Source organism: Staphylococcus sp. OJ82 (genome assembly GCF_000294465.1).
GTDB lineage: Bacteria > Bacillota > Bacilli > Staphylococcales > Staphylococcaceae > Staphylococcus > Staphylococcus equorum.
The window spans coordinates 95,996-122,249 of record NZ_ALPU01000001.1 but is presented as its reverse complement, the minus strand read 5'-3'; the positions used below and the strand labels follow the sequence as shown (position 1 = coordinate 122,249).

Here is a 26,254-nt window from a genome sequence, read left to right as displayed (position 1 = left end):
GTCTATATATTCAACAGGAGAGTTAGCTGCCCTTTTTTCTACTCACGCTTTAAATATAGCGAAAATCACTTCTGTAAAATTATTTTCGATAAACAGTAATATGCTTTAATTGATAATTATTATCATTTGGAGTATATTATATAAATAGATTTAATCGTAAATGATGAGGAGAATATATAAATGCAGATATATTGGACTAAAATAAATAAGATTATTAATGAAACGTCTGAAATTAAAACGTATTTACTTGATTGCCCAGAGGGATTTACTTGGGAAGAAGGATCTCATACACACATGGGCTTAAAAGGCTTTAATGAAGGCGAAAAACCAAATAAAAGCTTGGTCCGCCATATGTCGATTTCTACCGTTCCTAATGAGAATATAATTGGAATTACTACAAGAATAAGAAAACAATGTTCTGAGTTTAAAAATATTTTAAATAATTTAGAAGTTGGACAGGAAGTAGCAATTTTTAAAACACATTCAAATATTCCACTAAAAAGAGAAAGTAAAAATGTGTATTTACTATCTTCTGGCGTTGGTTTGGCAACATATAGACCAATAGTACTTAAATATTTAGAGAACGCTGAGGATGTTAATAAAATACATTCTATAAATGTTGATTCGTCTAGAGAATTCTTATTTACAGATATATTTAAGTCTGTACCAGATAAAAAATTCACATCACAATTTGTGGATAGTAGAGCATCATATTATGAAGAATTAGAAAATATTGCAATGGATAAAAACGCCTGATTCTATATAGTAGGAAGCGATGAATTCGTAACTCAAAATATCGAAAAATTATTAGAATTAGATGTTAAAACGTCACAAATTGTAATTGATAAGCGTGAGAAACAACGCTCAGAATTCTTAACAATATAAATGTTTGAATTGTTATAAAATTAAAACATAAGAAGATAGCAGTGAAGAAATCTATAATGATAGAGGACTTCACTGCTATTTTTTATATTAATAGATTCCTTGGGAACTGGAATTTTAAATTTCTTTATACTGTTATATCACCATTACTATCTGCCTTTTTAAAAACAGTTAAAATCGCCTCTACGATACCAATGATTTCAGGAATACCAGACCAACAAAACACAAAATATAATATCCCTATTTTTCTTTTATTTGAGTAAAATTTATGGACGCCCAATCCACCTAGAAAGAAGGCTAATAGCATATAAATTATTTTGTTAACTTTCATTCAAGCATCTCCTAACTCTTTTATACGCACTATACAATATAAAAGGGGGTATACATAATATTTTGTCATTTCCATCAATTTGTTTCTTCTAAAACCAATATATCTGTATGATATAAATTATTATTACAATAACAAAATCTTAAAAAATATTTAATATCAAAATTATTTCCACGTGTTATTATGTAAATAATAATATAATATTTTTAATAACTTTTTATATCATTGTATATTTTTGTAAATCGATATGTATTAAACCTAGTTAGAATGGAGCAAATAGATGAAGTTATATTTAATAAATGTTAGTGACTTAAACTATGATGCTATACAAAAACGTTTTTTAAATCGTATAAAAGGCGACAAGCGGAGCAGAATCCATAAGTTACATGTTGAAAATGATAAAATGCTTGCTTTGGTTAGTGAACTGTTATTGTATTATGCGCTGATACAAGATTATGGATTTTCTCCTGAAGAACTCATTTTTGAGGAAAATGAGTATGGCAAACCTTTTTTAGCAAAAGCACAGAATGTACATTTTAATTTATCTCATTCAAATGAATGGGCGGCTTGTTATATCTCCAATTCGTCAGTAGGGGTCGATATAGAACAAATAGAAGACATAAATAAGAAGCTGTTTAATGATATAACACATGATAGTGAACGCGCTAAGCTGAGCAATAATAAAGAAAATTTCTTTTCGATTTGGTGCTTAAAAGAGAGCTATATTAAATTTGTAGGACAGGGTTTATATTTGAATATTCAAGATTTATCTTTTGATCTTAATAGGAAACAAAACATTAAACTGTCGTTCAATAATCAAGTTATTACAAATCATTTTCTATTGTTAGATATTATCGCAAATTACAAAGTAGCTGTTTGTTGCAAAAATATCACCGAACCTGATATTGAATTGGTTACTTATCAAAATATAAAAAAATCATTTATTAAAGTGTTGTAAACCAGCTGCTCTTATAAGCTGTTTTTACACTACGTTTGTTTTAATTAATATTATTTTTTGATTTCAATAAAATATTTACAAAATATTTACAATCTATAACTTTTTATAACCTTTATTTTAATAATAATAAAAGTTATAAAAGGTTATTTTTTAAAAAATATGTTAATCTTAAGATATAAAAAAGGGGGTTTAATTATGGAAACAATTAATTTATCAGATGCACAAACTGAGATTATTCAACTACAAGAATATTATGAAAATAATAGTATTAATAATATATCAGTTATTATTTATATTAAACCTGGTATTAAAATAGAAGAAATAGAAAAAGCATTAAATAATCTAATAAAAACACATGAAACTTATAGAATTAAATTGAAAAAAGTGAAGAGTGAATATAAACAATATATTAGTGAACATAAAGACAAAAAATTTGATTTTGTTGACTTTAAGAATAATCAAGTAGGGTATACCAAATGGATTAATGAACAAGCACGCAAAAATTTATTTTCAACAGATAGTGACTTATTTGACTTTAAAATAGTGAAATTACCTACTGGAAAAATCGGAATATTTTTGATGGAACATCATGTCATTTCAGATGCATGGAGTATAACAGTAGCTGCAAATACAATAAGTAAATATTTAAATGATGGACCGAATAGCAAGGAAATAGAATCTACATATTTTGATTACATCGAAGAAGAAATAGAATATAAAAATACTAAAAGATTTGAAAAAGATAAATCTTTCTGGTTGAAAAAGACTGAAAATTTAGAAGACAATGAATTATTCGAGAAAAATAGTGATAATAATGGTCATAGTAATAGAAAAAGTTATAGTTTGTCTGATATTGAAACCCATAGAATACACGAATTTTGTGAAAAAAATAATATAAGTATTAATAATTTATTCTCTGCTATGATGATTATTATAAAATATAAAAAAACGGCATCGAAAAAAATTTCAGTTGGGTCGATAATGCATAATAGAAATAAAAAAGCAGAAAAAGGAGTTACAGGAGTATTTTCAAGGGCGTTGCCAATTATAATTGATGTCTCTAGTGATTATTCTATATCTGATTTATTAACTCAAACAAAATATGAAACCTTCAATATATTAAAGCATAGAAAATACCCTTATAGAAATATAGTAGAAGATAGTGGTGGGCAAAAAGGACTATTAGACTGTCTGATCTCTTACCAAAATACTCAATACAGTCATGAAGTTTTAAAAAATGTTTATTCAGATGAATGGATAGAAAATGGCTCAAATAACGCGCCATTAACTGTGAATATTAGTAATAGAAATCGAAAGAACACTTTAACTGTAGATTATGATTATCAAACAGCTATTGTGAATGAGAAAGAAATTATAGATTTACATAATATTATTTTAAAAATCATGGATAAGGCAATAGAAAATCCAAATACAAAAATCAAAAATATAGAGATATTGGATGAAAATGAGAAATATACAATTTTAAATGAATTTAATGATACAGAGGCTAGTTTAAATAATAAGGAAACATTTGTAGAGCGTTTTGAAAAACAAGTAAAAGCAACGCCTTATCAAACAGCCATTACGTATGAAGGTGAAAGTTTAAATTATGATGAGTTAAACGCACGTGCGAATCAGCTTGCCTATCAATTAAGAGCTGAAGGTGTTGGAGCTAACAGTTTAATTGCCTTAATTATGGATCGACAACTTGAAACGATTATTGGTATTTATGGGATTTTAAAAGCAGGTGGTGCTTATGTTCCAATCGATCCTAAGTACCCAATTGACCGCATTAATTATATTTTAGAAGATAGTCAACCGAAGGTTTTATTAACAGATCGAGAATTAGATGAAGCTATAAATTATGGAAATAAAGTCATTGATTTAACTGAAACAACAAGGTTAGAAGCATTCCCAACTTCTAATTTAAAACAAATTTCAGATGAGTCTAACTTAATGTATGTTATTTATACTTCAGGTACAACTGGAAAACCGAAGGGCGTTATGGCGCATAGTGGAGGCGTTATGAACCGTTTAAACTGGGTGATAAATAAATATAATGTCGATGGTGAAGATACAATATTATTTAAAACGCCTTATACCTTCGATGTTTCAGTATGGGAAATCTTTGGCTGGGCAATGCTTGGTAGTCAAATTGTTCTACTACCTTCTGGAGAAGAAGGGAACCCTGAAAAAATAACTGAATTATTAGAAGGTTACTCAGTAGCGATGGTTCACTTCGTGCCGTCGATGTTAAATATGTTTGTTAATTTTATTAAATCTACAAACAACGCACAAGCCATTTCGAAACTAAAATATGTTTTAGCTAGTGGAGAAGCATTAAAACCGGAACAAGTTAATGACTTTAATCATTTTATTGGAAATAAAAACAATACTGCCTTACTCAACCTATATGGCCCTACTGAAACAACCGTTGACGTAACAAGTTTTGACTGTGAAAATCATAAAACATATGATTCGATTCCAATCGGCAAACCAATCTCCAATATTCAAGCTTATATTTTAAATGAAGATAATAATATAATGGGTATCGGAGTGCCTGGTGAACTTTGTATTGCAGGTGTCGGTGTCACAGCAGGTTATTTAAATCGTCCTGAATTAACACAAGAGAAATTTATTGATAATCCATTTGGGAAAGGTAAATTATATCGTACGGGAGATTTAGCGAAATGGAATGGCGACGGCAATATTAGCTATATAGGCCGTATAGATGAACAAGTTAAAATACGCGGTTATCGTATTGAATTGGGTGAAATTGAAAGTATTTTAAGACAACATACTCATATCAATGATGTAGCGAGACCGATGGTTGATAATGAACTATCTATTTGTGCGTATTTAGTATCAGATGACTCACTTGATTTTGGATCTTTAAAAACATCTTTAGGTCAAAAGTTACCAGATTATATGATACCTGCATATATGACGCAACTTGATGAACTGCCAGTAACTTCAAATGGAAAGCTGAATAAAAAAGCTTTACCAGAAATTAAAGTTGAAAGTAAAGTATATGTAGCGCCGACAAATGATATGGAAAGTGCTGTAGCAAAAACGTTTGAAGCAGTATTACATGTGGATCAAATTAGTATTCATGATAATTTCTTCGAAATGGGAGGAGATTCACTTAAGGCTATAAAGTTAACATCTTTAATATCTAAATCATATAATATATCAATTAAAGACATCTTTGAGTTACAGACCATTGCATCTATAAGTAAAGCGTTGGTTGAACGTGAAGAAATGAATGTAATGACAAAATTAGACGCATTAAAAATTCCGAATGTTAAGAATGAACATCATTTTAATAGTGACTTTATATCTGAAATCAATGATTACAAAGTGAAAAGTAATGAAAATTATAAATTTATTGATAAAGATGTAGTTAAATCAGATAAACAAATATTATTGACAGGAGCTACAGGTTATTTAGGTATCCATATATTAAAAGATCTACTAGAACGTAAAGATTTAATTATTTATGTCTTAGTGAGAAATAGTGAAAAAATAAGTGGTGAGAACAAATTAAATAACAATTGGTTCTATTACTTTAATTCTCAATTAAAAACAGAGGATTTGAGTCGTATTCATTTTGTAGAGGGCGATATTGAATCAAAATATTTAGGTTTTTCTAATAGCAATTATGATTATTTAGTAAATAATATAGATATTATTATAAATGCAGCAGCAAATGTAAATCATTTTGCGACAGAAGAGTCTTCTTATAACACAAATGTTAAATCAATCCACAACTTAATATCGTTTGCAAAAGATAAAAATAAAAAAGAAATTCACCATATGTCTACAATTAGTATAGCTTCAGGCAGTATAGAGGATAAAGATAGTAGTACTTTTTCTGAATATGACGTGGATATTTCTCAAAAACCAAATAATATTTATATTGATAGTAAAATAGAAGCTGAAAAATTACTTATTGCTTATCGTGAAGAAGGCATTGAGACGAACATTTATAGACTAGGTAACTTACAATGTGACTCTAGAACAGGAATTTTTCAAAAAAATGAAGAAAACAATGCTTTTTATAGTGTTATAAAATCATTCAAGATGCTTCAAAAGTTTCCAAGGCTCGAAGAAGATGACTTAGAATTTACTCATGTGGACCAAGCTGCAAAAGCATGTAATAAATTAATATTGAATGATCAATTAAGCAATGAAATCCATCACATTTATAACAACAAGCGCTTATCACTCCAGAAATTAATGGCAGTATATAATGAGAACAACCATTATATAGAAGCTGTTTATTGGGATGCTTTTTTGGATCACTTAATGGAATGTATAAATCTTGGTGTAATGAGTGATGAAGTCAATGCATTTCTACTGCATACAGGTATCTTAGACAATACATTATTTAATAAAGCACATTTTGAAATTTTGGATTATAAAACTAATTTCATACTAAAAAAATTGAATTTCCAGTGGGAACCAACAAGTGAAAATACATTAAATATAATGATTAATCATACAAAAAATAATTTCTAACAAAATGAGGTAGCAAATTTTATTTTGCTACCTCGTTTTTATTTTTTAGGATCTATACTAAACAGGACAGACTTAAAAATCAGTCCTGTTTTTTGGTATAAAAAAGCGCAAAAAATATCTATCATTGAAAATAAGATGGATGAATTTAAATGCGTTAAACATGTGGACAAGTGTTAATAGTTTCATCTTTTGCGACGCAACAACATATAAAGTCATGGATATCGTAAAAGATAGAAAATTACACTCATGAAAAATATTTACCGTTTCACTTAACAGAAAGGTACAAAGTTTTGACTCATACACTTGATATGTATGAGCCGTATTTTACTAACTTCAATACTTTATGCTTCTTCAAGCAAAAAAGAGATTAAGCAACATAAGGTTGCCTAATCTCAAAAAATTGTATCAATCCTCTTTAACAAAGAGCCTTAATCTTTCTCCATGACCTGGAAGTTCTAATGGTTTTAAAGCAATATCATTTTTGAAGTTTATATTTTAGGGGTGAAATATAAATTTATTGCCCCTGCATGTGGAATACAAAACAAAGTAATATTTACCATGAATTATCGACCTCATTTAAAAGGAACAACGTCTATGTCGTTTAAGCATGTGTGCGGATTATTATGAAATTGAACTAAAATATCCATTAAACTATAATGCATTTGTTCAATATAAGTCTCGCTTAGATAGAATGTGCTGAAGTCATAATCGATATGCAATGTATTCTCATTATTTCTATTACTAATATTCATATTTAATTTGTTGTAAAGATTTGCTTCATTTAATAACCATTCCTCTTTAAAACCTTCTTTTGTAATTTCATTATCATATTGCATATTATGATATGAAATAGCAAAATCAGCTAAGGCCGTTACATCTTTTTCCTTATTTTGTTCTATTAATAATGTAGTAGGTATTTTTCTATGTTTTAGTAAAGTGAAGTTCTCTTTTTTAACTAAGTTGATAAAACTTTCAACAGTTTGCTCAGGGTTTATTTCAACAATTAATGGTAGCGCTTTTGTAAAAAGACCACAAGTTTCTTTTTCAATGTTACTACTTCTATTATGTACCATTAAACCAATTGAATTTTGCTTCTTATTCGATAATTTACTAACATATAAATGCATTAAAGACATAAACATTGTACTAATACTAATAGAATAATCACTGCACATTTTATGAAGGAACTTAAATTCATCTTCAGTAAGAGAATAAGATTTTCTTACTGATTTATAATTTTCATTTTGTAACTTTGGTAAAAAATCAGTAATTTTAAAATTCAATACTTTATTAAACCAATAATTTTTATCGATTTCATAACGGTTAGAATTTAAGTATTTTTTGTCATCATTAGTGATATCTAAATAAGAATAAGGATTGGGTTCCATATTGTGGCCAATCAGAGTTTTTGCGACATAGTTAACGGAATGCGTTATGCTCCATGCATCAGTAATAATATGATGATGTGTGAAGAAAACGCAATGTTTTCCATCGGGTTTTTTTACAATTGTAAAGTCGTATAAATCGCTATTTAAATCAAATAAGCATTTGCTTTTTTGTTGATCAATCCAAGCGTTATATTGAGCTTCGTCTGTAAATTCAACTAATGGGAAGTATTCGAAATTAAAAGGTTGTAAAGATTGTTTTAGTTCACCTGATTCATTAATTATATGAATTCTATATGCATCAAAATTTTCAACAAGTTTATTTAATGCATTGTTTATTGCATCATAAGAATAAGTGTTTTCGATATATAATAAATTAGAAAGATTAGAAATGCTTGTATTAGGTTGTGATAACTCCAACATTGCATAATGATTTTGAGCCAAAGTTAGATTTGCAGTGGACATTTAAATTCGCTCCTGTCATAAATTATTTAGATACCGGTTTTTTGATAATAAAATTATATAGCTTAACTGGTAGTAATGCATGTAAAAAAATAGAGGTTTTAGCAAGGAAACCGACAATATATTGCGGTTTTACAAAGCGTCTTTCTATTGAATTAGTTATAACTTTAGCTACAGCGGAAGGAGGGTAAAATAAATTAAGTGAATTTAATTTAATCATTGAATTTGCCAGTGTTAAAGCTTTTTCTTCATAGATTCCTCCTTTAGCAGATGATTTAAGATTTTGAGCTGTAATAGAAGACCATTCTGTTTTTATACCACCCGGTCGAATAACGATAACGTCTATACCAAATTCGGAAAGTTCTAAACGTAAGCTTTCGCTGTATCCCTCTAAAGCATGTTTAGAAGCATGATACCAAGTTCCTAGATAATTAGGTATACGTCCACCGATTGACGATATATTTACAATTTTTCCTGCTTTTTGTTCACGCATGGAAGGTATAACGGCTCTTGTTATTTCAGATAGACCAAATAGATTTACTTCGAACTGTCTTTTCGCTTCTTCAATTGATACATCTTCAATAGCACCATATGATCCATAGCCAGCATTATTTATTAAAATATTTATATGGCCTTCTTTATTTAAAATATGGTTAACTACTTCTTTGATTGCATTATAATCTGTTATGTCTAGTTTCATTATTTTGACATTATATGCTAATAAACCTTGCATTTTCTTTGTGTTTCTTGCAAGAGCATAAACACGGTAGTCTTTTTTGGCTAACATTTTAGCTGTATCAAAACCAATTCCACTACTTGCTCCTGTGACTATAGCAACTTTCATTAAAACCATCCCCTTTGTTTTTGAAAATAAATAAAAATATTAAGTAAACTGAATATATATATGATGATTATTTTATAAATATATCACAAATTATACTTTTATTAAAAAATAACTCTTTTTAGTTTTATTAAAATTATTAACGAAATGTTAATTCTATCTACTGAAAGTAAAATTAATGTTTTTAAATTAAATGTACTCAGTGTGAGGGTGTGAATGTACCGATGAAATTATTATTTAGAAGTAATGAATATAAAAGATCCACCATTACTACTTAATTCTAAGCAATGGTGGATCTGAGTATTTGTAATGCTATTAAATATATTAATGTCCGGCCATCCAAGGTCTGACAGCATTTGTAGTTGCACGATTTTGTTGAGGTAATTTATCTTTGGTAACGAGTTTGGGTTGTTGTCCTTGTTCAATACGATTTTTTAACTTTGAGTCCATTCCATAGGTTTGAAAAGCAGTATATACACGTTTAGATAAATGTCCACATTCAGGGCACGAAACGTTATTGTGTATGTCGTTCATGGATTGACGAATTGTAAATTCATCACAATTCGGACATGTGTATGTGTAGTTTGGCATTATTCATCAGGCTCCAATTTGGGCAAAATATCACCTTTGAATATTTCCCGGGGAATTGAAAGTGTAGAATTTTAAAATCAAGGAATAAATGAGAGTATCTAATACTTTCGTTTGTTTTTAATATCAACCTTTTTTACTTTTTCTTTGATTCAATACATGTACTACATCTTTAATGTATGTACCTTTTAAATTATAGCTCCATTTATAAATGAGGTAACTTGCTATTATACAAATAATAGGTAGAATAGTCATGATAAAACGCAATCCATTCTTGGTGAATTCACTTTGTTCTACACCAGGTTGATAACCTAAAAAAGTTAAACTCCAACCAGTAATCAAACCAGAAACTGCCATAGCTGTTTTCATTAAAAATGTTTGAGTAGAAGTAATGACACTTTCGTTTCTTTGACCAAATTTCATTTCACTATAGTCTATTACATCGGCAATAGAAACTGTTATAATTCCCATGATAAATCCAGTGCCAATTTTTATAAAAGTAGTACCTATAACAACTGGTAATATAGCACTTGGTGAAACATAACTAGCTAGTAATAAAATGAGTAGGCCTATAATGATACTACATGTTGCAATCGGAAATATACGTTCTCTTGTAAGTAATTTGGCAATTCTAGGGAAAAGAATTAATGCTATAATTTCTACAAATCCCATACCGTTATATAGGGCAAATAAGAATTTTGATTCTGCCACATAACTAAAATAATAAATGAGTACATTGCCAATGATTTGAGTACATAAGAAAAACGTAATTAGGATACCGATATAGGCTAGTAATTCTTTATTGGTAAATAGTATTCGCCAAATATCTTTAAAGCGTAGTGTAATACCAGTATCAATATTTGTAGGAGCCTCTTTTACATTACATACGGTAATGCCCATTGTAGTTATGAAAAAAAGAATGATAATTCCCGTTAAAATTAAGAAACCAGTAGATTGATCTCCAGTGCCGAAAATTGTATCTAAATATATTACAGCGCTTAAACCTATAGCTCCAAGAATTAAGTTTGCTAAACTCGCAAAAATACGAGGGATGACAGATACTTCTTCACGTTCGGTGGGATTATTGGTTAGATTAGGTAACCATGACCAATAAGGAACATCCATCATTGTATAAGTCATGCCCCAAAGAATATACATAATTGAAATAAATATATATAAACTTGTTCCTGTTAAATCAAAATTTGTAAATAAAATAATTGTTACAATAGAATTTATAAGTGTGCCTATGACTAACCAGGGTCTGAATTTCCCCCATTTAGTTTTAGTTTTATCCACAATCATTCCCATGACTGGATCGTTAATCGCATCCCAAATACGAGCAACAAAATATAAGGAGCCCACAAAACCGGCCGCAACACCTAAGATGTCGGTAAGATAATACATAAGATATATACCTATTAAGTTAACAACCAAATCTTTACCAAATGCACCAATTCCAAATGAATATTTTTCTTTACGGGTTATTTGTCTCTTCAATTATATCACCTCTCTATAGTATCTAATCAATAATGAAAGCGCTTTAAATCATTGCGTTAACAAAATACGCATAGTTAATATGCTTGTGAAATAGAGTGTTAAGCTATATTTCTACATTGTGTAATCATTAATGGAATTTAATAATCTTAGAAAAACCAGACTTTTCTAAGATAAATAGTAAAAGCCTGGTTTTTATTTTAATTATATTCTGGTAACCAATTGCCATGTGCTTCAATTAAATCGTCGCATAAGGAAATAATGTCGTTAATAGATAACTCAGCTGCGGTATGTGGATCTAACATAGCAGCTTGGTAAATTTTACTTTTACTTTTAGTTAAAGCAGCTTCAATTGTTAATAATTGTGTATTTATATTTGTTCTATTGAGGGCTGCAAGTTGTTCTGGTAAATCCCCAACATAAGTAGGTGAAACACCATTTGCATCAACTAAGCAAGGAACTTCAACAACTGCATTTTCAGGTAAATTATTGATTAACCCACCTGTATTTAAAACGTTGCCACCAATTTTAAATGGCTTATTTGTTTCCATAGCTTCAATAATATAAGAACCGTATTCATGAGATCGTTCATGTGAAAGGTTTTGATCATTAACAATATCATCGCGCATTTGTTTCCAATCATCTATTTGTTTAACACAACGTCGTGGATATTCATCTAATGGAATATTGTAATTAGCTATTAATTCCGGATACTGGCTTTTGATAAAGTATGGATGGTATTCGGCATTATGTTCAGACGATTCTGTGACGTAATAGCCAAATTTATCCAGTAATTCAAACCGAATCATGTCGTCGTGAGTTGTTTTTTGTTTTTCTTTAGCTCGCTTTTTAATTTCTGGATAAAGATCTTTTTCGTTACGTTTAATTTCTAATAGCCAAGCCATATGATTGATTCCAGCGATTTTCCACTGTATGTTATCTTTTGGTAATTCCAAAGACTCAAGTAATTCACTAGCACATACTTGCACACTATGACATAGGCCCACTGTCTTAATGCCTTCTTTCAACATAATATTTGTTAAAACAGCCATGGGGTTTGTATAATTTAAAAACCAAGCTTCGGGACAAACTTCTTTTATATCGTTGGCAAAATCTTGCATTACGGGAATAGTTCTCAAATTACGAAAAATGCCACCAATGCCAAGTGTGTCGGCAATTGTTTGTCGTAATCCATAATTTTTTGGTACTTCAAAATCAGTAATTGTAGCCGGATCATAGCCACCAACCTGTATTGCATTTATGACATATTTTGCTCTACTCAATGCTGCTTTACGATTTTGATATGCTTTAATTGTAATGGTAGAATTCATGTTTTGTTTCAAGTTATTCAACATCATTTCTGAATCTTTTAAACGCTCTTTATCTATATCAAATAATGCAAATTCAAAATCTTGCAAAGCATCCACAGTCATACAATCGCCTAGTACATTCTTTGCAAAAACAGTACTTCCTGCACCTAAAAATGTAATCTTTTTCAATATTTACTCCTCCTGACAGTTGGAAAATAAAACTTAAACAACTGAATTTATTTTATGGAAATAAAATACTTGAATCGCTATAGCTTACTTTTAGGTTAGTCATTAACTAGAGGATAAACAAGCGTAAATATTTTTAAAAAGAGTAATATATTGCTCTTTGTCAATCGGTGAAAACTTTATCTACAGGCATTATATTGATGGTTTTTCTGTAATTATTTGGAGTTGTCCCGATAAACTTTTTAAATACTTTACTAAAATAATTACTAGAAGTGTAGCCCACTTCTTGTGCGATATATTCAATGTTCTTATCATCTGAGGTTAATAAAATAAGTGATTTGTTTATTCTAGTTTTTGCTAAAAAATTAATGGGGGTTTCTTTTATAGACTTTTTAAATTGGCGGGTGAAATGATATTTAGATAAATTAGACACTTTAACAATATCATCTAGACTTATGTCTTCTTGATAATGTTTTTCAATGAAGTTAATCGCTTTTGTAATAGATAGAGGGAAATCATCAGAGTGTTGATAGCCGTATTCAAAATACTCTAAGCACTTCATAATAAAGGCGTAGGCGCAAGAAGAAGCGTCGTAACCATGGTTGATTCCGATAGTATCCACTTTTTCTAAAGTTTCTATAATATGTTTAATTGGTTTTGAGTGTAAAGGTAATTTGAATATATTTCCGTATGTATTTACAATTATATTAAATAATCTACTGACTTCATCGCCATAAATTGTGAAATAGAGAAATTCCCATTCATTTGAATTATGAGGTAGATAATAGCAATGGTTACTTGGAACTTTGACAAAAAAAGCTTCTCCTTTTTCTAAATTAAAAGTTTTATCTTCTATTTGAATAATGCCATAGCCATTTGTCGTATACTGAAAGATAAATACATCATTTTCTCCACGATTTAAACCATGCCATTTGTATTCTTGGCTTTGTTGAAGTTCAAAACCCATTGCATTTAATCCAGCAACTTTATCTTGATAATCTCCTTTAAATCTAAAACCATAAGAATTATAATTTAACCTATTTTCCAAATCTACGCCTCCCAACTTTTGTTACTCATTTTAACATGCTTCATTTACATTTCACTCATTTCTCGAACAACTAGTTGTTATATTTTTCACTTTTACAATAGGAGGTACAGATTTGAATGAAGTTTGTGTTTCTTGACAATCACGAATAATAAGTATATGTTTGTAATATTAAATAAAAATAAATATAGTCGTTGAATACTGCTTTTTTCACGATGTTAAAGCTTTAGCAAGTTGTTAATAATATTATTGGCAAATTGAAAAAGTGTACGAATAGTGTTGAAAAGTTAAAATCATCCGTCATATAAGATTAAATGTAATATTTTAGAGTATAAAATTCATAAACATTCATACATATAAGGTAGCAAAGCAAATCACTTCTTTAAAAAGTGCGTTGTAATGAAGCCGACAATTGTAATAAATCATGCGTGGTTTATTGTATATTGTCGGCTTTTTTTAATGGAAAAATAACTGGACATAACAAGTTATAAATGAAAGTAGTTTAATCTTGTAACGCTAAAAGTAATGTAAAAAGAAAGGAGAATCTAATATGCTCACATCGCTTAATGTATCAATACTGTTAATTATATTTTTTATCACTGTCATTGTTTCTGTATTGAGTGGCATAATGTTTTTAAATTCACGCATACCATTGGCGTATGTGCGTATACACATATTCTTAGTGGCATTACCGCCGCTTGTAGCATTTATCGGACTTATAGGCGCACCGAAAAATATAGAAGTAGGGTTTTGGTATTCAGATTTTCTAGCGTGGTTAATGGCCTTTTTCGTTTTAGTCATAGGCTTAATCATTCAACGTTATTGTGTACAGTATCTAATGGGCGATCGAAGTTATAGAAAGTACTTCACTTTATTTACAATTACGACTAGTTTTGCCGCCATGGCTTGGTTAACAGGTGATTTGCGTATTATGGTTGTCAGTTGGGGCATAACGTTACTTGGTTTAACGCTATTAATCAGCTTAACAAGCGCTTGGAAAGTGACGAGAGCTGCTGCAAAAGTAACTGGTAAATTGTTTTTGTTAAGTTGGATAGCATTATTGTTGGCAGTAGTGTGGATGACATTACTAACTGGTGAATGGCGATACACCTCAATTTTCACAGCTTCAAATTTAGCTCAAATTAATGCGTGGGAAAGTTTTGGTATTAATATGCTCATTATATTAGCGGTTATGGTACCAGCTGCACAATTTCCATTTCAAAGATGGTTGATAGAATCAGTTGCAGCGCCAACACCAGTGTCGGCTATTATGCATGCAGGTATCGTTAATGCGGGTGGCGTCATATTAGCAAGATTTTCACCGATATTTAATGGTGACATTGCAACATTTGTGTTGTTATTGTTTGCGAGTATTTCTGTACTGATTGGTGCAGGTATAAGTTTAGTGCATGTAGACTATAAACGACTTTTAGTAGGATCAACAATTGGACAAATGGGCTTTATGTTAATCCAGTGTGCAATGGGTGCATACATTCCTGCGATTATCCATTTGATTTTACATGGTCTATTTAAAGCAACGCTCTTCTTACGTTCTGGTTCAGCAGTGCGTCACTTTAATGTACCAAGTCGTGCAAGTGAGAGAATGTCATACTTATGGATTGTGTCAGGACGTATATTAGCTTTGGCGATTGGTTTAGGTTTTTGGCTTACATCGCCTGGAGAAGGCTACCGCTTAGTGAGTGGACTCATCTTAGCATGGTCATTATCTGTATCATGGACACAACTTGTGGCATTTGGAGAAGGGAAATTCGGACGTATCATGGGCTTATTGATACTCATCGTCGTTGGTGCAGTATACTTTATCGTTCATCATTTCTTCGCTAGTGCCTTACATACGATGACTTTCAATAGTGTTCAACCACCTATGCTTGTCGTTGTAATTGTAGCTTTAGTGCTCTTGCTTGGTAGTTTAATGAGTACGTGGGTCGCGCGTAATCGTTCATCGGTTGCATTTTCAATATTATATATGTGGCTTGTACGTATCGGTGATGCAAAAGCTGAGACTGTAGAACGTCATCCAAACTACCTTAAAACATATTTAACAAAAGGAGGACACTAAAATGGGGGAAACAAACAGAGAGACAGATTATGTTTCACAAAACAATCATAATGATATTCGAAAATTAATTGATGCTGCAAGTAAGGTTATTGTCCCGTTATCACCCATTTCAGTGTTTGCGGCAAGAAGTCCGTGGTCTGGGTTAGAGGATAAAACGTTTGATGAAGTTGCACATTGGCTTAAACAAGTGCGAGAAGTAGATATTTACCCTGCGATAGCAAGTATATTAGAAGCTAAGAAACAGGGCGAAATAGACGACTGTAAGATAGAGGAACGATTCCAACAGTGGTTGGAGCAAGCGTCGTTAGCAATCCCAAGAGAAAGTGCAGTGAAATATGGACGTAATGCTTTAAAATTACATCCTTTAAAATCTAATCAGCATGTACAAGAGCAAGTCGATGCATTAGCTCAACAGTTAGAGGATGTAGATTTATCAAGTGATGTCAAAAGCTCAACGTCGTTATTGTCTACATATGTAATGGATGAAAATAATAAAAAATTAATCGATACAGTGGATTATCACGTTATTAAATGGTGTAAGTTATTTGTTGATGATGCACAATCAGGGTGGACAATGCCTCATCGTGACAAAGGATTATTCTATTCATGGAGACGTTTAGTCCAATATGATCCAGCGTTAACGAAACACCAACGTGCTCGATTGAAGACTTTACCTGATGATGCTGAATCATTAATTAGAACAACATTGTTAAAATTAGGTATTGCTGAGGAAGATACACAAAATTATTTAGAGAATCATTTATTATCATTACCAGGTTGGGCAGGTATGATGCTATGGCAGCACGAAAATAATAGTAAAATGGAGTCATTGTTATTAGATTACCTTGCGATTCGCTTAGGGATAGAGTGGGTAATCATGGAACCATATTTATCAGACATATCGACAAATGACACGTCAGCGAATCAATCTATTTCATTACCGGATTGCATTTTGTCATGGATGCAATGGGGTGGTTTTACGGCAGAACAATGGGACAAATTAACAACACAAGAACAACAACAACATGTATTGTTTGCCGCTCAGTTTAATGATCAATTACGTCGTAAATTATTGTTAGAGGCGTGGGAAGCAACATATAATCAGCAATTAAGAAAGATTATTGCGCCTGAGAAGCAAGCGTTGTTAGAGAATGACACGCCACTCGCACAAATGGCATTTTGTATAGATGTGCGTTCTGAGCCATTTCGTAAACAAATTGAAGCAGCAGGTCCCTTTGAAACGATAGGTATTGCAGGGTTCTTTGGTTTGCCGATTGCTAAAAATGAACTTGGGAATCAACATAGTCATCCATCTTTACCTGTAATGAGTAAGCCACAGCATAAAATTAAAGAGTATACACAGGAAAAAGAACCAACTATTTTCCGACAACGTAAGCATGTACTTGAATCGGTCACATATACTTTTAAAAAAATGAAGCAGAATGTGTTACCAAGTTTACTCTTACCAGAGCTCAGTGGTCCATGGTTAACGCTACAAACATTTACGCGTAGTTTCATACCTAATCGTGTAGGAAATGGGATTCGCAGGTTCTATGCAGGTTGGTTACAAAAACCAGAAGATACAGCATTGACACTTGATCACCATCATCGTAAAGAAGATGGTTTGCCTGTAGGGTTTACAAAAGATGAGCAGTTAAATTATACACGCCAAGCACTACGCTTAATGGATTTAACGACAGATTTTTCACCCTTAGTTGTTATGTGTGGTCATGGCAGTCAAAGTGCGAATAACCCGTATGCTGCCTCGTTAGATTGTGGTGCATGTGGTGGTGCAGCAAGTGGTTTTAATGGCAAAGTATTAGCGAAGTTATGTAACTTGCCAGAAGTGAGACAGGGGCTAGCACGTGAGGGTATTGAAATTCCGGAAACGACCGTATTCGCAGCTGCAGAACATCAGACTTCTGTGGACGTATTAGAATGGGTTTATGTACCAGAATTACCAGAAGAGGCACAAAAAGCTTATGATGCTATCGAAGCAGCAATGCCTAACGTCAGTTATTATGCTAACGAACAACGCTTAGAACAATTACCAAATAATAACGTAACGAAGAAAAACCCTGTTAATGAAGCGCATCGCTTATCAAATGATTGGAGCGAGATAAGACCAGAGTGGGGCTTAGCTAAAAATGCCTCCTTTATTATTGGACAACGTGAGCTAACAAAGCACGGTAACTTACAAGGTAGAGCGTTTTTACATAATTATGATTGGAAAAACGACCTTGATGGTAGTATATTAGCAAATATTATCGGTGGACCTGCAGTTGTAGCACAATGGATTAACTTACAATATTACGCTTCTACAGTTGCGCCCCATTATTATGGTAGTGGTAGTAAAACAACACAAACGGTGACAGCTGGCATTGGAGTTATGCAAGGGAATGCGAGTGATTTGTTAACAGGTTTACCTTGGCAATCCGTGATGTCGTCAGATGATAAAATGTATCATTCACCTATACGTTTACTTGTAGTGATTCAAGCGCCTGAAGACTTTGTGAAAGAACGACTGGAAGCGGACAAAGCATTCCAACAAAAAGTACAAAACGGTTGGGTGAGATTAGCAACGATTGATGAAGATGGCCAGTGGCATGACTGGTCAACGGATTATTAAGCTATATTTGAATATCATGTCATCGAAGATCTATGAGAATATTGATATCTTATCGTACTTAATTTATTAAATATAATATAAATGATTTCCCAGGTGATATTGTAGAACTATGGAGAAAAGTATGAAAAAATGATAATGTTATCTTTATTCAAATAATTATCTAACTTAACCTCATTTTGGTTCTACAGGAGATGCATACTAAATGAAAACAACCAAAGGCACTTATGAGTCTGAAATCAGCAAAGCAATTACTCAATGGGAAAAGGACTTCCTTGGCCGTGGCTCTCTTTCTGTAAAAACAGATATATTGCGCGATATGATTATTGTGAGTTTACAAGGTGTATTAACACAAGCAGAGTATAAAGTTTGTGAAACGAACGAAGGACTAGTAACAATTAAAAGAACACGCTCAAAACTCGTGGAATCAGGTATTGAAGCACTCGATGACATTGTATTATCCATTACTGGCGAAGAAGTCAAAGGTTTTCATACTGATTTAAGTTCTCGTACAGGTGAACGTGTGATGATTTTTAAACTTCATAATGACCTTGAAAAACAAATTGCTGAATAGAACAATTCACCATATTTATTAATGAAAATTAAATGCTAGTATTTAAAAAGCCTAATCAATTTCCAAATAGAAGTTGATTAGGCTTTTTAATATTATAATTAAAGCATTTTTGGCAAAAACAAGCACTTACCGATGTAAGGCTCAGTAAGTGCTTGTTAATTATAGGAATTCAGAAGAACCGTTTACTTAAAAAATGACTATCATCATATATATATTTGGGTGTTAAAGAATCATAATCTTTAATTAGAGTTCTTAAGCGTTAACGTTTTGTTCTTATAATGGTAAAATACTTGATACTAAATCTAAAATTGTTTGTACGATATCTCCTAGCATAATACCCCTCCTTATAAAAGTTATGTAACCTAATAGTTCAAGACGCTATACAAAGTGCAATATTGTCTCAATCTAAATTTACGAGGATTATTTTAAAAGTGATTTGAAGATGAGTTCAACGATGTTTTCGATCATTTCAATTCCCTCCTTCATAAATACTATCTTGTAATTGCTATTCTACTTGGTCTAATACTAAGTTAAGGATTTGTTCTACTAGAGTTGCTAACATTGTATACACCCCCCTTTATATGAATATTATAATAAATACATAAAAAATTGGTAAAAATCCCTAAGTGTTTATATTTAATGCGCAAGTGTTATTATATTAAATTTATTGTAATTTTATATTTATTTAGTTGTATTTTAAATATTGTAAAAAGAGATTGATGAAATTTATATATATTTAAATAGAGTTATAGACATTTGGGAGGTAGCGAATTTTGTTTGTTTGAAAATTTAACAAATAAAATGTAAAACACTTGAATTTTGTGTATGTATTATAGTATAATTCTAAATTGGGTGTTAAAGAATCATAATTTTTAATTATGGTTCTTTTTCTTTTGCCATTTTTTAAGTTCTGTAGGCAATCTTATGACTAGGAATAAGATTAAAGATATACATAAAAGTTATATTATAATGAAATTTCAAATTTTAATCATTGCATCATTAGTCTATTACTAGAAATATCCGATTAATTTAATGATTATTGATATAAAGCTTCATTAAAGAACTCCTTTAAAGCTTAAGTACAATATAAGGTTTAAAACTATCCTTTCAGATACATTTTTAATAAACTATATAAGTCTATAATTATTTTAGTGAGAGAAAATAATTATGTCTCTGTAAAATATATTTCGACTGTTCTTAATTATAAAATTTTCTATGAAGTTAAAGCTGAAGTTGGATTTATTTCATAGAAAAATTGATTATAATAGAATGGTATAGAGTTATGGCTAAGGAGGAAGTGTAGTTGGATCAAATTAAAAGCATCCTTTATTCATTAATTGAACCATTAACCAAGCCAGAGACATATCAAACATTGATATCGAATATCATCATGATTATTGTTTATATCATTGTGGCTTGGATTGTCTTACATTTTATAAATAAAGGAATAGCACAATTCTTTAAAATACAAAATAGAGGTAAAAAGGCGAATAAAAAACGTTCTAAAACTTTAATAGCATTAGTTCAAAACGTAGTAGCATATGTGGTATGGTTTATCGTATTGACTACAATCTTAAGTAAGTTTGGTATAAGCGTTGGAGGCATTATTGCTAGTGCTGGTGTTGTTGGTTTAGCAGTTGGTTTCGGCGCACAAACAATTGTTAAAGATATTATCACTGGTTTCTTCATTATTTTTGAAAATCAATTTGATGTAGGAGATTATGTTAAAATCAATAGTAGTGGTACTACCGTTGCGGAAGGTACAGTACAGTCAATTGGTTTACGTTCGATGCGAATTAATACGATTACGGGCGAGCTAACAACATTACCTAATGGTAGTGTGGGTGAAATTACAAACTACTCAGTAACGAATGGTGAGTCAATGGTAGAAATACCGGTTTCCGTAGAAGAAGATATAGATAAAGTAGAAGAGATATTAGTCGAACATTTTGAAACAATGCGTTCTAAATATTATTTATTTATATCAAATCCAGAAGTGATTGGTATTAATTCCATTACAAGAGATGAAATTACACTGTGGATTTCTGCTGAAACGATACCTGGAGAAGGTTTTTCAGGTGCACGTATTTTAAGAAAAGAGATTTTAAAATTATTTAAAAAGCATGAGATTCAAATACCGAAACCTATGATGGTACAATACGACGCGAATCAACAAAATAATGCATAAGATGTTCGGAGGTGTGACAGAATGACATCAAATTACGGTTTAAATGATATTGTAGAGATGAAAAAACAACATGCGTGTGGCACGAATTGTTTTAAAATCATTCGTGTAGGTGCAGACATCCGGATAAAATGTGAAAACTGTCAAAGAAGTATTATGATCCCAAGACAAACTTTTAATAAAAAACTAAAAAAAATATTAGTATCTCATCAAGATACTGAAAATAAGGAGAATGAATAATGGCTTTAACAGCAGGTATAGTTGGTTTGCCCAACGTAGGTAAGTCTACACTTTTCAATGCAATCACAAAAGCAGGTGCACTGGCAGCGAATTATCCGTTCGCGACAATCGATCCTAACGTAGGTATCGTAGAAGTGCCAGACAGCAGATTAAATAAATTAACAGAAATGGTACAACCAAAGAAAACCATCCCAACAACATTTGAATTCACAGATATCGCTGGAATCGTTAAAGGGGCTTCTAAAGGTGAAGGACTTGGTAATAAATTCTTATCACATATTCGAGAAGTAGATGCAATTTGCCAAGTAGTACGTGCATTTGACGATGATAATGTGACACATGTTTCAGGACGCGTAGACCCAGTTGATGATATCGAAGTAATCAATATGGAATTAGTATTGGCAGATTTAGAATCTGTTGAAAAACGTTTGCCAAAAGCAGAAAAAATGGCGAAACAAAAAGATAAAGATGCAGTGAATGAAGCTCGCATTTTAGCAAGAATTAAAGAAGCATTAGAAGAAGGAAATCCTGTTCGTAGCCTTGAATTTAATGATGAAGATCAAAAATTTGTAAATCAAGCACAGTTATTAACTTCTAAAGAAATGTTATATATTGCTAATGTAGGCGAAGATGAAATTGGCGATGAAGATAACGAAAAAGTTAAATTAATTCGTGAGTATGCAAGCAAAGAAGATTCAGAAGTTATCGTAATTAGCGCTAAGATTGAAGAAGAAATTGCAACGCTTGAAGATGAAGATAGAGAAATGTTCTTAGAAGACTTAGGTATTGAAGAACCTGGTTTAGATCGTTTAATTCGTACAACATACGACTTACTTGGTTTAGCAACGTACTTTACTGCAGGTGTTCAAGAAGTACGTGCATGGACGTTCATCTCAGGTATGACAGCGCCACAGTGTGCGGGTATTATTCATACAGACTTTGAGCGTGGTTTTATCCGTGCCGAAGTAACAAGCTACGATGATTACGTTGAATTCAATGGCGAAAATGGTGCCAAAGATGCTGGGAAACAGCGCTTAGAAGGTAAAGAATATATTATGAAAGATGGCGACGTCGTACACTTTAGATTTAACGTGTAAGATAAGCATGAAGTCTTCTCATTACAAAATAGTGATGAGAAGGCTTTTTTATTTTGTCTAAAACTACAATGTGTATTTTGTGGAATTTTACACAATTATATAAAGTTAAAATAGGGAACAGTAGGATAGAATATTTAGTGAATAAAAGCACAATCAATTGAATTTTACATTAAATAATTAATTTATGTAAAAATAAAGTTAACTTTTAGTAAATATATTGTTTTTGGTCGCAAAATGATTTTATTGGAATTTGTTTTATGTTAGTCTGTATTTAGACACTTCAAGGGGGTGCATCATATGTTAGCAAATCTAAAGGTTATGATTCTTTAACACCCAATCAAAATACATTTTAATTTAACGACTTATAACGTTGAATTTAAATATATAAGAGGCCGGACAACCAATCGTGTTGTTTGGTCTTTTTTCTTACAATAAAATTAGAGTATATTCAATTAACGCTTTAAAAAAAGACAATCTCTATTATAGAGATTGTCTCAGAGTGTCGACATTGGCATTAGTTTGTGCACGTCAGCATGTAATCTTCGACTAATATATTTTTAAAGTATATCAATTTAAGTTGTGAACCATGATGTATCGACACCTGGACCAGTGTAGTTTGCATCGACATTTTGATCTAGCTCAGGTGATGCGTAACTATCAGTATATTGCCATAAGACATGTTCACTAGTAGGTTGGCCAGGATTGTAGTTAGCGATCCAATAACCGTCATATTCACCTACTGATTCTGAAGCATGTTCCTTCATGAAATTTTCATAAGAATAGAATAGTACTTTCTTGTTACCAGCTAAACTTTTCATTTCATCATACCATGCTGATGTACTTTCTTCTGAAGTACCTGAAGTGACTGTATCTTGTTCAAAATCATTGATGTAAAAGCTAGCTTTAGGTGCACGGTTGTATAATGTTTGAGCTTCGTAGCGTGCATCTTCAGGATTTTCATACATACTATAAGAATATACGCCAAAGTCCAAGCCGTGTTTGTCTAATAAAGCTGAATTGTGTTCCAATGAAGCATCCACTTTTTCAGAGCCGTATTGAGCACGAATGATGATGAAGTCGTAATTAGCTTTAAGGTCTATAACTTCTTGTTCAGTTAAGTCGCCTTGCCATTCTGAAATGTCTAGAACACGTTCGCCAGATTGTGTTGTGCTTGCTTCAGATTGTACTTCACTTGAACTTTGTTTGGATGATTTTTCAGGGTGTTTTTCAATGTATTGTTGATAGCCATACCCCATCGTTCCTTTTTGGTTTGATGTATCTCCAGCGGCGTGTGCTGCGTTCATTGCTAACGTTGATGCAAATAATACACTTGCAGTGACTAAACCTTTTTTGATTACTGAAACCATAATATTCTCCTTTATATGTAATTAATATTTTGAAAATGCTAGGTGCTAAATAAGTTTATAATTATAAAAAACGAACTCAAATTGTATGCTATTAGAATTAAAAAGATTTATCAACCATATATTTTATATAATCAATTTTTTTATTAATATTAATTTTATTTAGAATTTAAATATTAAATATCAGCATAAAGCGTTTTGCAAGAAATTTGAAAGGCATTTTATTGTGACTGTACAGCATGTTTCATATGAAACATTTTGATATTTTTTAGATTATAGCAGTACAATAACCATTGTAAAATGTAATGCGCTGTGCTATAATTCTTGATTGTGAGTAATGAAAATTATTCCTTGCTTATCACATATGATGATGAGCCGCATAGACCACAAGGAGGTGCAATTATAAATGAGAACATATGAAGTTATGTACATCGTTCGTCCGAACATTGAAGAAGATGCTAAAAAAGCTGTCGTTGAACGTTTCAACGGTATTTTATCTTCTAACGGATCAGAGGATTTAGAAGTTAAAGATTGGGGTAAACGTCGTTTAGCTTATGAAATTAATGATTTCAGTGAAGGTTATTACAACTTAGTACGTATCCAAGCTGAAGACAATGAAGCTACTGATGAATTCCAACGTTTAGCTAAAATCAACGATGATATCATCCGTTATATCGTAATTCGTGCAGACGAAGATAAGACTAAAAAATAATAATTGGGGGTTCGTTTAAATGATAAATAGAGTTGTTTTAGTCGGTCGTTTAACGAAAGATCCAGAATATAGAACAACACCCTCAGGCGTGAGTGTTGCGACTTTTACTCTAGCAGTAAACCGTACGTTTACAAATGCGCAAGGGGAACGCGAAGCAGATTTCATTAACTGTGTCGTTTTTAGAAAACAAGCAGATAATGTTAATAACTACTTATTCAAAGGTAGTTTAGCTGGCGTTGACGGTCGCATTCAATCACGTAGCTACGAAAACCAAGAAGGACGTCGTATATTTGTAACTGAAGTGGTTTGTGATAGTGTTCAATTCCTTGAACCTAAAAACCAAAACCAACGTCATGCCCAAGAAGGAAATAATAATTTCCAAAACTTTGGCGGACAACAATCAGGTCAAAATACGTCATCTTATCAAAACAATAACCAAAACAACAACAATAATTATAACAACAATTCATCAAACAAAAATAATCAATCGGATAATCCATTTGCAAATGCAAACGGACCAATTGATATTAGTGATGATGACTTACCATTCTAATTATATAGCGTATATAAATAAGAAAATATCATAAAAAGGGAGGCAGTTACCATGGCAGGTGGACCAAGAAGAGGCGGACGTCGTCGTAAAAAAGTTTGTTATTTCACAGCAAACGGAATTACACACATCGACTATAAAGACACAGACTTATTAAAACGTTTTATCTCAGAACGCGGTAAAATTTTACCACGTCGTGTAACAGGTACTTCAGCTAAATATCAACGTATGTTGACATTAGCTATTAAACGTTCTCGTCATATGGCATTATTACCATATGTTAAAGAAGAACAATAATAGATATTGTATTTGAAAACCCCGTAAACTTAGGCTTACGGGGTTATTTTTGTAGTGTTAATTATAGTGGAGAATTTTATTATTACATATGCTAGATGAACGAGTGATATTTGTTTCTAATCGTCGAAAAAGGGGTAATTGAATAAAAAGAATATAAATTAATCTTTGTTTTTTGTAACTGTGAAATATAAATCGTAACATATCGAATCGGGAAGGCTTTGTACATGAAAAGCCTAAATAATATAAGAAGATTTAAAGCAACAAACTTAATTATTTCAAGTTTGGAGTGATGATAATGGAAATATTAGCGTTGGTATTTCATTTATTGTGTCTAGTCATTGTATTAATTACAGGATTTTTCGCATTAAAAGAATTTAGAAAACCTATGAATGAACGTAACCAAAAACGAATTGATTCACTTTTAGTATTGGTACTTGTAGTCGCATTGGTTGCTATTTTATCTAGTGTGATTATGGACATTTGAATATGAGCTGCTGCCTTTTAAGGTAGTAGCTTTTTTGTGCGAAAA

20 protein-coding genes and 1 pseudogene are annotated in these 26,254 nt (G+C 31.5%); 13 read left to right on the top strand and 8 right to left on the bottom strand.

Going from position 1 to position 26,254, the window contains the following annotated elements:
- The first annotated feature begins 180 nt into the window (after positions 1 to 180).
- Positions 181 to 885, top strand: a pseudogene (locus SOJ_RS00595) (dihydropteridine reductase).
- Positions 886 to 1,009: 124 nt separating this feature from the next.
- Here SOJ_RS00595 and SOJ_RS00590 read toward each other — a convergent pair.
- Positions 1,010 to 1,213 (bottom strand): TM2 domain-containing protein, encoded by a 204-nt coding sequence (locus SOJ_RS00590; RefSeq protein WP_002506104.1) that lies wholly within the window; start codon positions 1,211 to 1,213, stop codon positions 1,010 to 1,012.
- A gap of 277 nt (positions 1,214 to 1,490) precedes the next feature.
- Here SOJ_RS00590 and SOJ_RS00585 point away from each other — a divergent pair, with 277 nt between their 5' ends.
- Together SOJ_RS00585 and SOJ_RS00580 are read left to right on the top strand one after the other, a co-directional pair.
- Positions 1,491 to 2,168: a 4'-phosphopantetheinyl transferase family protein gene (locus SOJ_RS00585; protein WP_002506103.1), complete on the top strand. Its 678-nt coding sequence runs from the start codon at positions 1,491 to 1,493 to the stop codon at positions 2,166 to 2,168.
- Between the two features lie 195 nt (positions 2,169 to 2,363).
- Positions 2,364 to 6,689 carry a non-ribosomal peptide synthetase gene (locus SOJ_RS00580; RefSeq protein WP_002506102.1) on the top strand — a complete coding sequence of 1,442 codons (4,326 nt, stop codon included), beginning with the start codon at positions 2,364 to 2,366 and terminating at the stop codon, positions 6,687 to 6,689.
- Between the two features lie 572 nt (positions 6,690 to 7,261).
- Here the strand turns inward: SOJ_RS00580 and SOJ_RS00575 are convergent.
- From SOJ_RS00575 to SOJ_RS00550, 6 genes are all read right to left on the bottom strand, one after another.
- Positions 7,262 to 8,539, bottom strand: a complete 1,278-nt coding sequence (locus SOJ_RS00575) for a condensation domain-containing protein (protein ID WP_002506101.1) — start codon at positions 8,537 to 8,539, stop codon at positions 7,262 to 7,264.
- A gap of 22 nt (positions 8,540 to 8,561) precedes the next feature.
- Positions 8,562 to 9,380 carry an oxidoreductase gene (locus SOJ_RS00570; RefSeq protein ID WP_002506100.1) on the bottom strand — a complete coding sequence of 273 codons (819 nt, stop codon included), beginning with the start codon at positions 9,378 to 9,380 and terminating at the stop codon, positions 8,562 to 8,564.
- 321 nt (positions 9,381 to 9,701) lie between these two features.
- Complete coding sequence (locus SOJ_RS00565; protein WP_002511959.1) at positions 9,702 to 9,968, bottom strand: FmdB family zinc ribbon protein; 267 nt, start codon at positions 9,966 to 9,968, stop codon at positions 9,702 to 9,704.
- A 123-nt stretch (positions 9,969 to 10,091) separates the two neighbouring features.
- A complete protein-coding gene (gene melB, locus SOJ_RS00560) occupies positions 10,092 to 11,462 on the bottom strand; it encodes a melibiose:sodium transporter MelB (protein ID WP_002506098.1) in 1,371 nt (456 codons plus the stop codon).
- Positions 11,463 to 11,659: 197 nt separating this feature from the next.
- The gene (locus SOJ_RS00555) at positions 11,660 to 12,958 is read right to left on the bottom strand and encodes an alpha-glucosidase/alpha-galactosidase (protein WP_002506097.1); all 1,299 of its coding nucleotides are present in this window, start codon (positions 12,956 to 12,958) and stop codon (positions 11,660 to 11,662) included.
- A 160-nt stretch (positions 12,959 to 13,118) separates the two neighbouring features.
- Complete coding sequence (locus tag SOJ_RS00550; protein ID WP_002506096.1) at positions 13,119 to 14,003, bottom strand: AraC family transcriptional regulator; 885 nt, start codon at positions 14,001 to 14,003, stop codon at positions 13,119 to 13,121.
- A gap of 547 nt (positions 14,004 to 14,550) precedes the next feature.
- Here SOJ_RS00550 and SOJ_RS00545 point away from each other — a divergent pair.
- The 6 genes from SOJ_RS00545 to ychF all read left to right on the top strand — a co-directional run bounded on the left by SOJ_RS00545 (position 14,551) and on the right by ychF (position 22,802).
- Positions 14,551 to 16,080 (top strand): NADH dehydrogenase subunit 5, encoded by a 1,530-nt coding sequence (locus SOJ_RS00545; RefSeq protein ID WP_002506095.1) that lies wholly within the window; start codon positions 14,551 to 14,553, stop codon positions 16,078 to 16,080.
- A gap of 1 nt (position 16,081) precedes the next feature.
- Positions 16,082 to 18,709 carry a DUF2309 domain-containing protein gene (locus SOJ_RS00540; protein WP_002506094.1) on the top strand — a complete coding sequence of 876 codons (2,628 nt, stop codon included), beginning with the start codon at positions 16,082 to 16,084 and terminating at the stop codon, positions 18,707 to 18,709.
- Between the two features lie 202 nt (positions 18,710 to 18,911).
- Complete coding sequence (locus SOJ_RS00535; protein WP_002506093.1) at positions 18,912 to 19,280, top strand: DUF2294 domain-containing protein; 369 nt, start codon at positions 18,912 to 18,914, stop codon at positions 19,278 to 19,280.
- 1,303 nt (positions 19,281 to 20,583) lie between these two features.
- Complete coding sequence (locus tag SOJ_RS00530) at positions 20,584 to 21,468, top strand: mechanosensitive ion channel family protein (protein ID WP_002506092.1); 885 nt, start codon at positions 20,584 to 20,586, stop codon at positions 21,466 to 21,468.
- 21 nt (positions 21,469 to 21,489) lie between these two features.
- Complete coding sequence (locus tag SOJ_RS00525; protein ID WP_002506091.1) at positions 21,490 to 21,705, top strand: DUF951 domain-containing protein; 216 nt, start codon at positions 21,490 to 21,492, stop codon at positions 21,703 to 21,705.
- Entirely contained in the window at positions 21,705 to 22,802 is a 1,098-nt protein-coding gene (ychF, locus tag SOJ_RS00520) for a redox-regulated ATPase YchF (RefSeq protein WP_002506090.1), read from the top strand. The genes SOJ_RS00525 and ychF overlap by 1 nt, the downstream gene beginning before the upstream one ends.
- A 572-nt stretch (positions 22,803 to 23,374) precedes the next feature.
- On the opposite strand, the gene SOJ_RS00515 is transcribed toward ychF, so the two are convergent.
- The gene (locus tag SOJ_RS00515) at positions 23,375 to 24,169 is read right to left on the bottom strand and encodes a GH25 family lysozyme (RefSeq protein ID WP_002506089.1); all 795 of its coding nucleotides are present in this window, start codon (positions 24,167 to 24,169) and stop codon (positions 23,375 to 23,377) included.
- A gap of 403 nt (positions 24,170 to 24,572) precedes the next feature.
- Between SOJ_RS00515 and rpsF the strand changes: the two genes are divergently transcribed.
- The 4 genes from rpsF to SOJ_RS00495 all read left to right on the top strand — a co-directional run bounded on the left by rpsF (position 24,573) and on the right by SOJ_RS00495 (position 26,209).
- A complete protein-coding gene (gene rpsF, locus SOJ_RS00510) occupies positions 24,573 to 24,878 on the top strand; it encodes a 30S ribosomal protein S6 (protein WP_002506088.1) in 306 nt (101 codons plus the stop codon).
- A 19-nt stretch (positions 24,879 to 24,897) separates the two neighbouring features.
- Complete coding sequence (ssb, locus tag SOJ_RS00505) at positions 24,898 to 25,431, top strand: single-stranded DNA-binding protein (protein ID WP_002506087.1); 534 nt, start codon at positions 24,898 to 24,900, stop codon at positions 25,429 to 25,431.
- A 51-nt stretch (positions 25,432 to 25,482) separates the two neighbouring features.
- The gene (gene rpsR / locus SOJ_RS00500) at positions 25,483 to 25,725 is read left to right on the top strand and encodes a 30S ribosomal protein S18 (RefSeq protein ID WP_002506086.1); all 243 of its coding nucleotides are present in this window, start codon (positions 25,483 to 25,485) and stop codon (positions 25,723 to 25,725) included.
- Positions 25,726 to 26,020: 295 nt separating this feature from the next.
- Positions 26,021 to 26,209: a hypothetical protein gene (locus SOJ_RS00495; RefSeq protein ID WP_002506085.1), complete on the top strand. Its 189-nt coding sequence runs from the start codon at positions 26,021 to 26,023 to the stop codon at positions 26,207 to 26,209.
- The last annotated feature ends 45 nt before the right edge of the window (positions 26,210 to 26,254 follow it).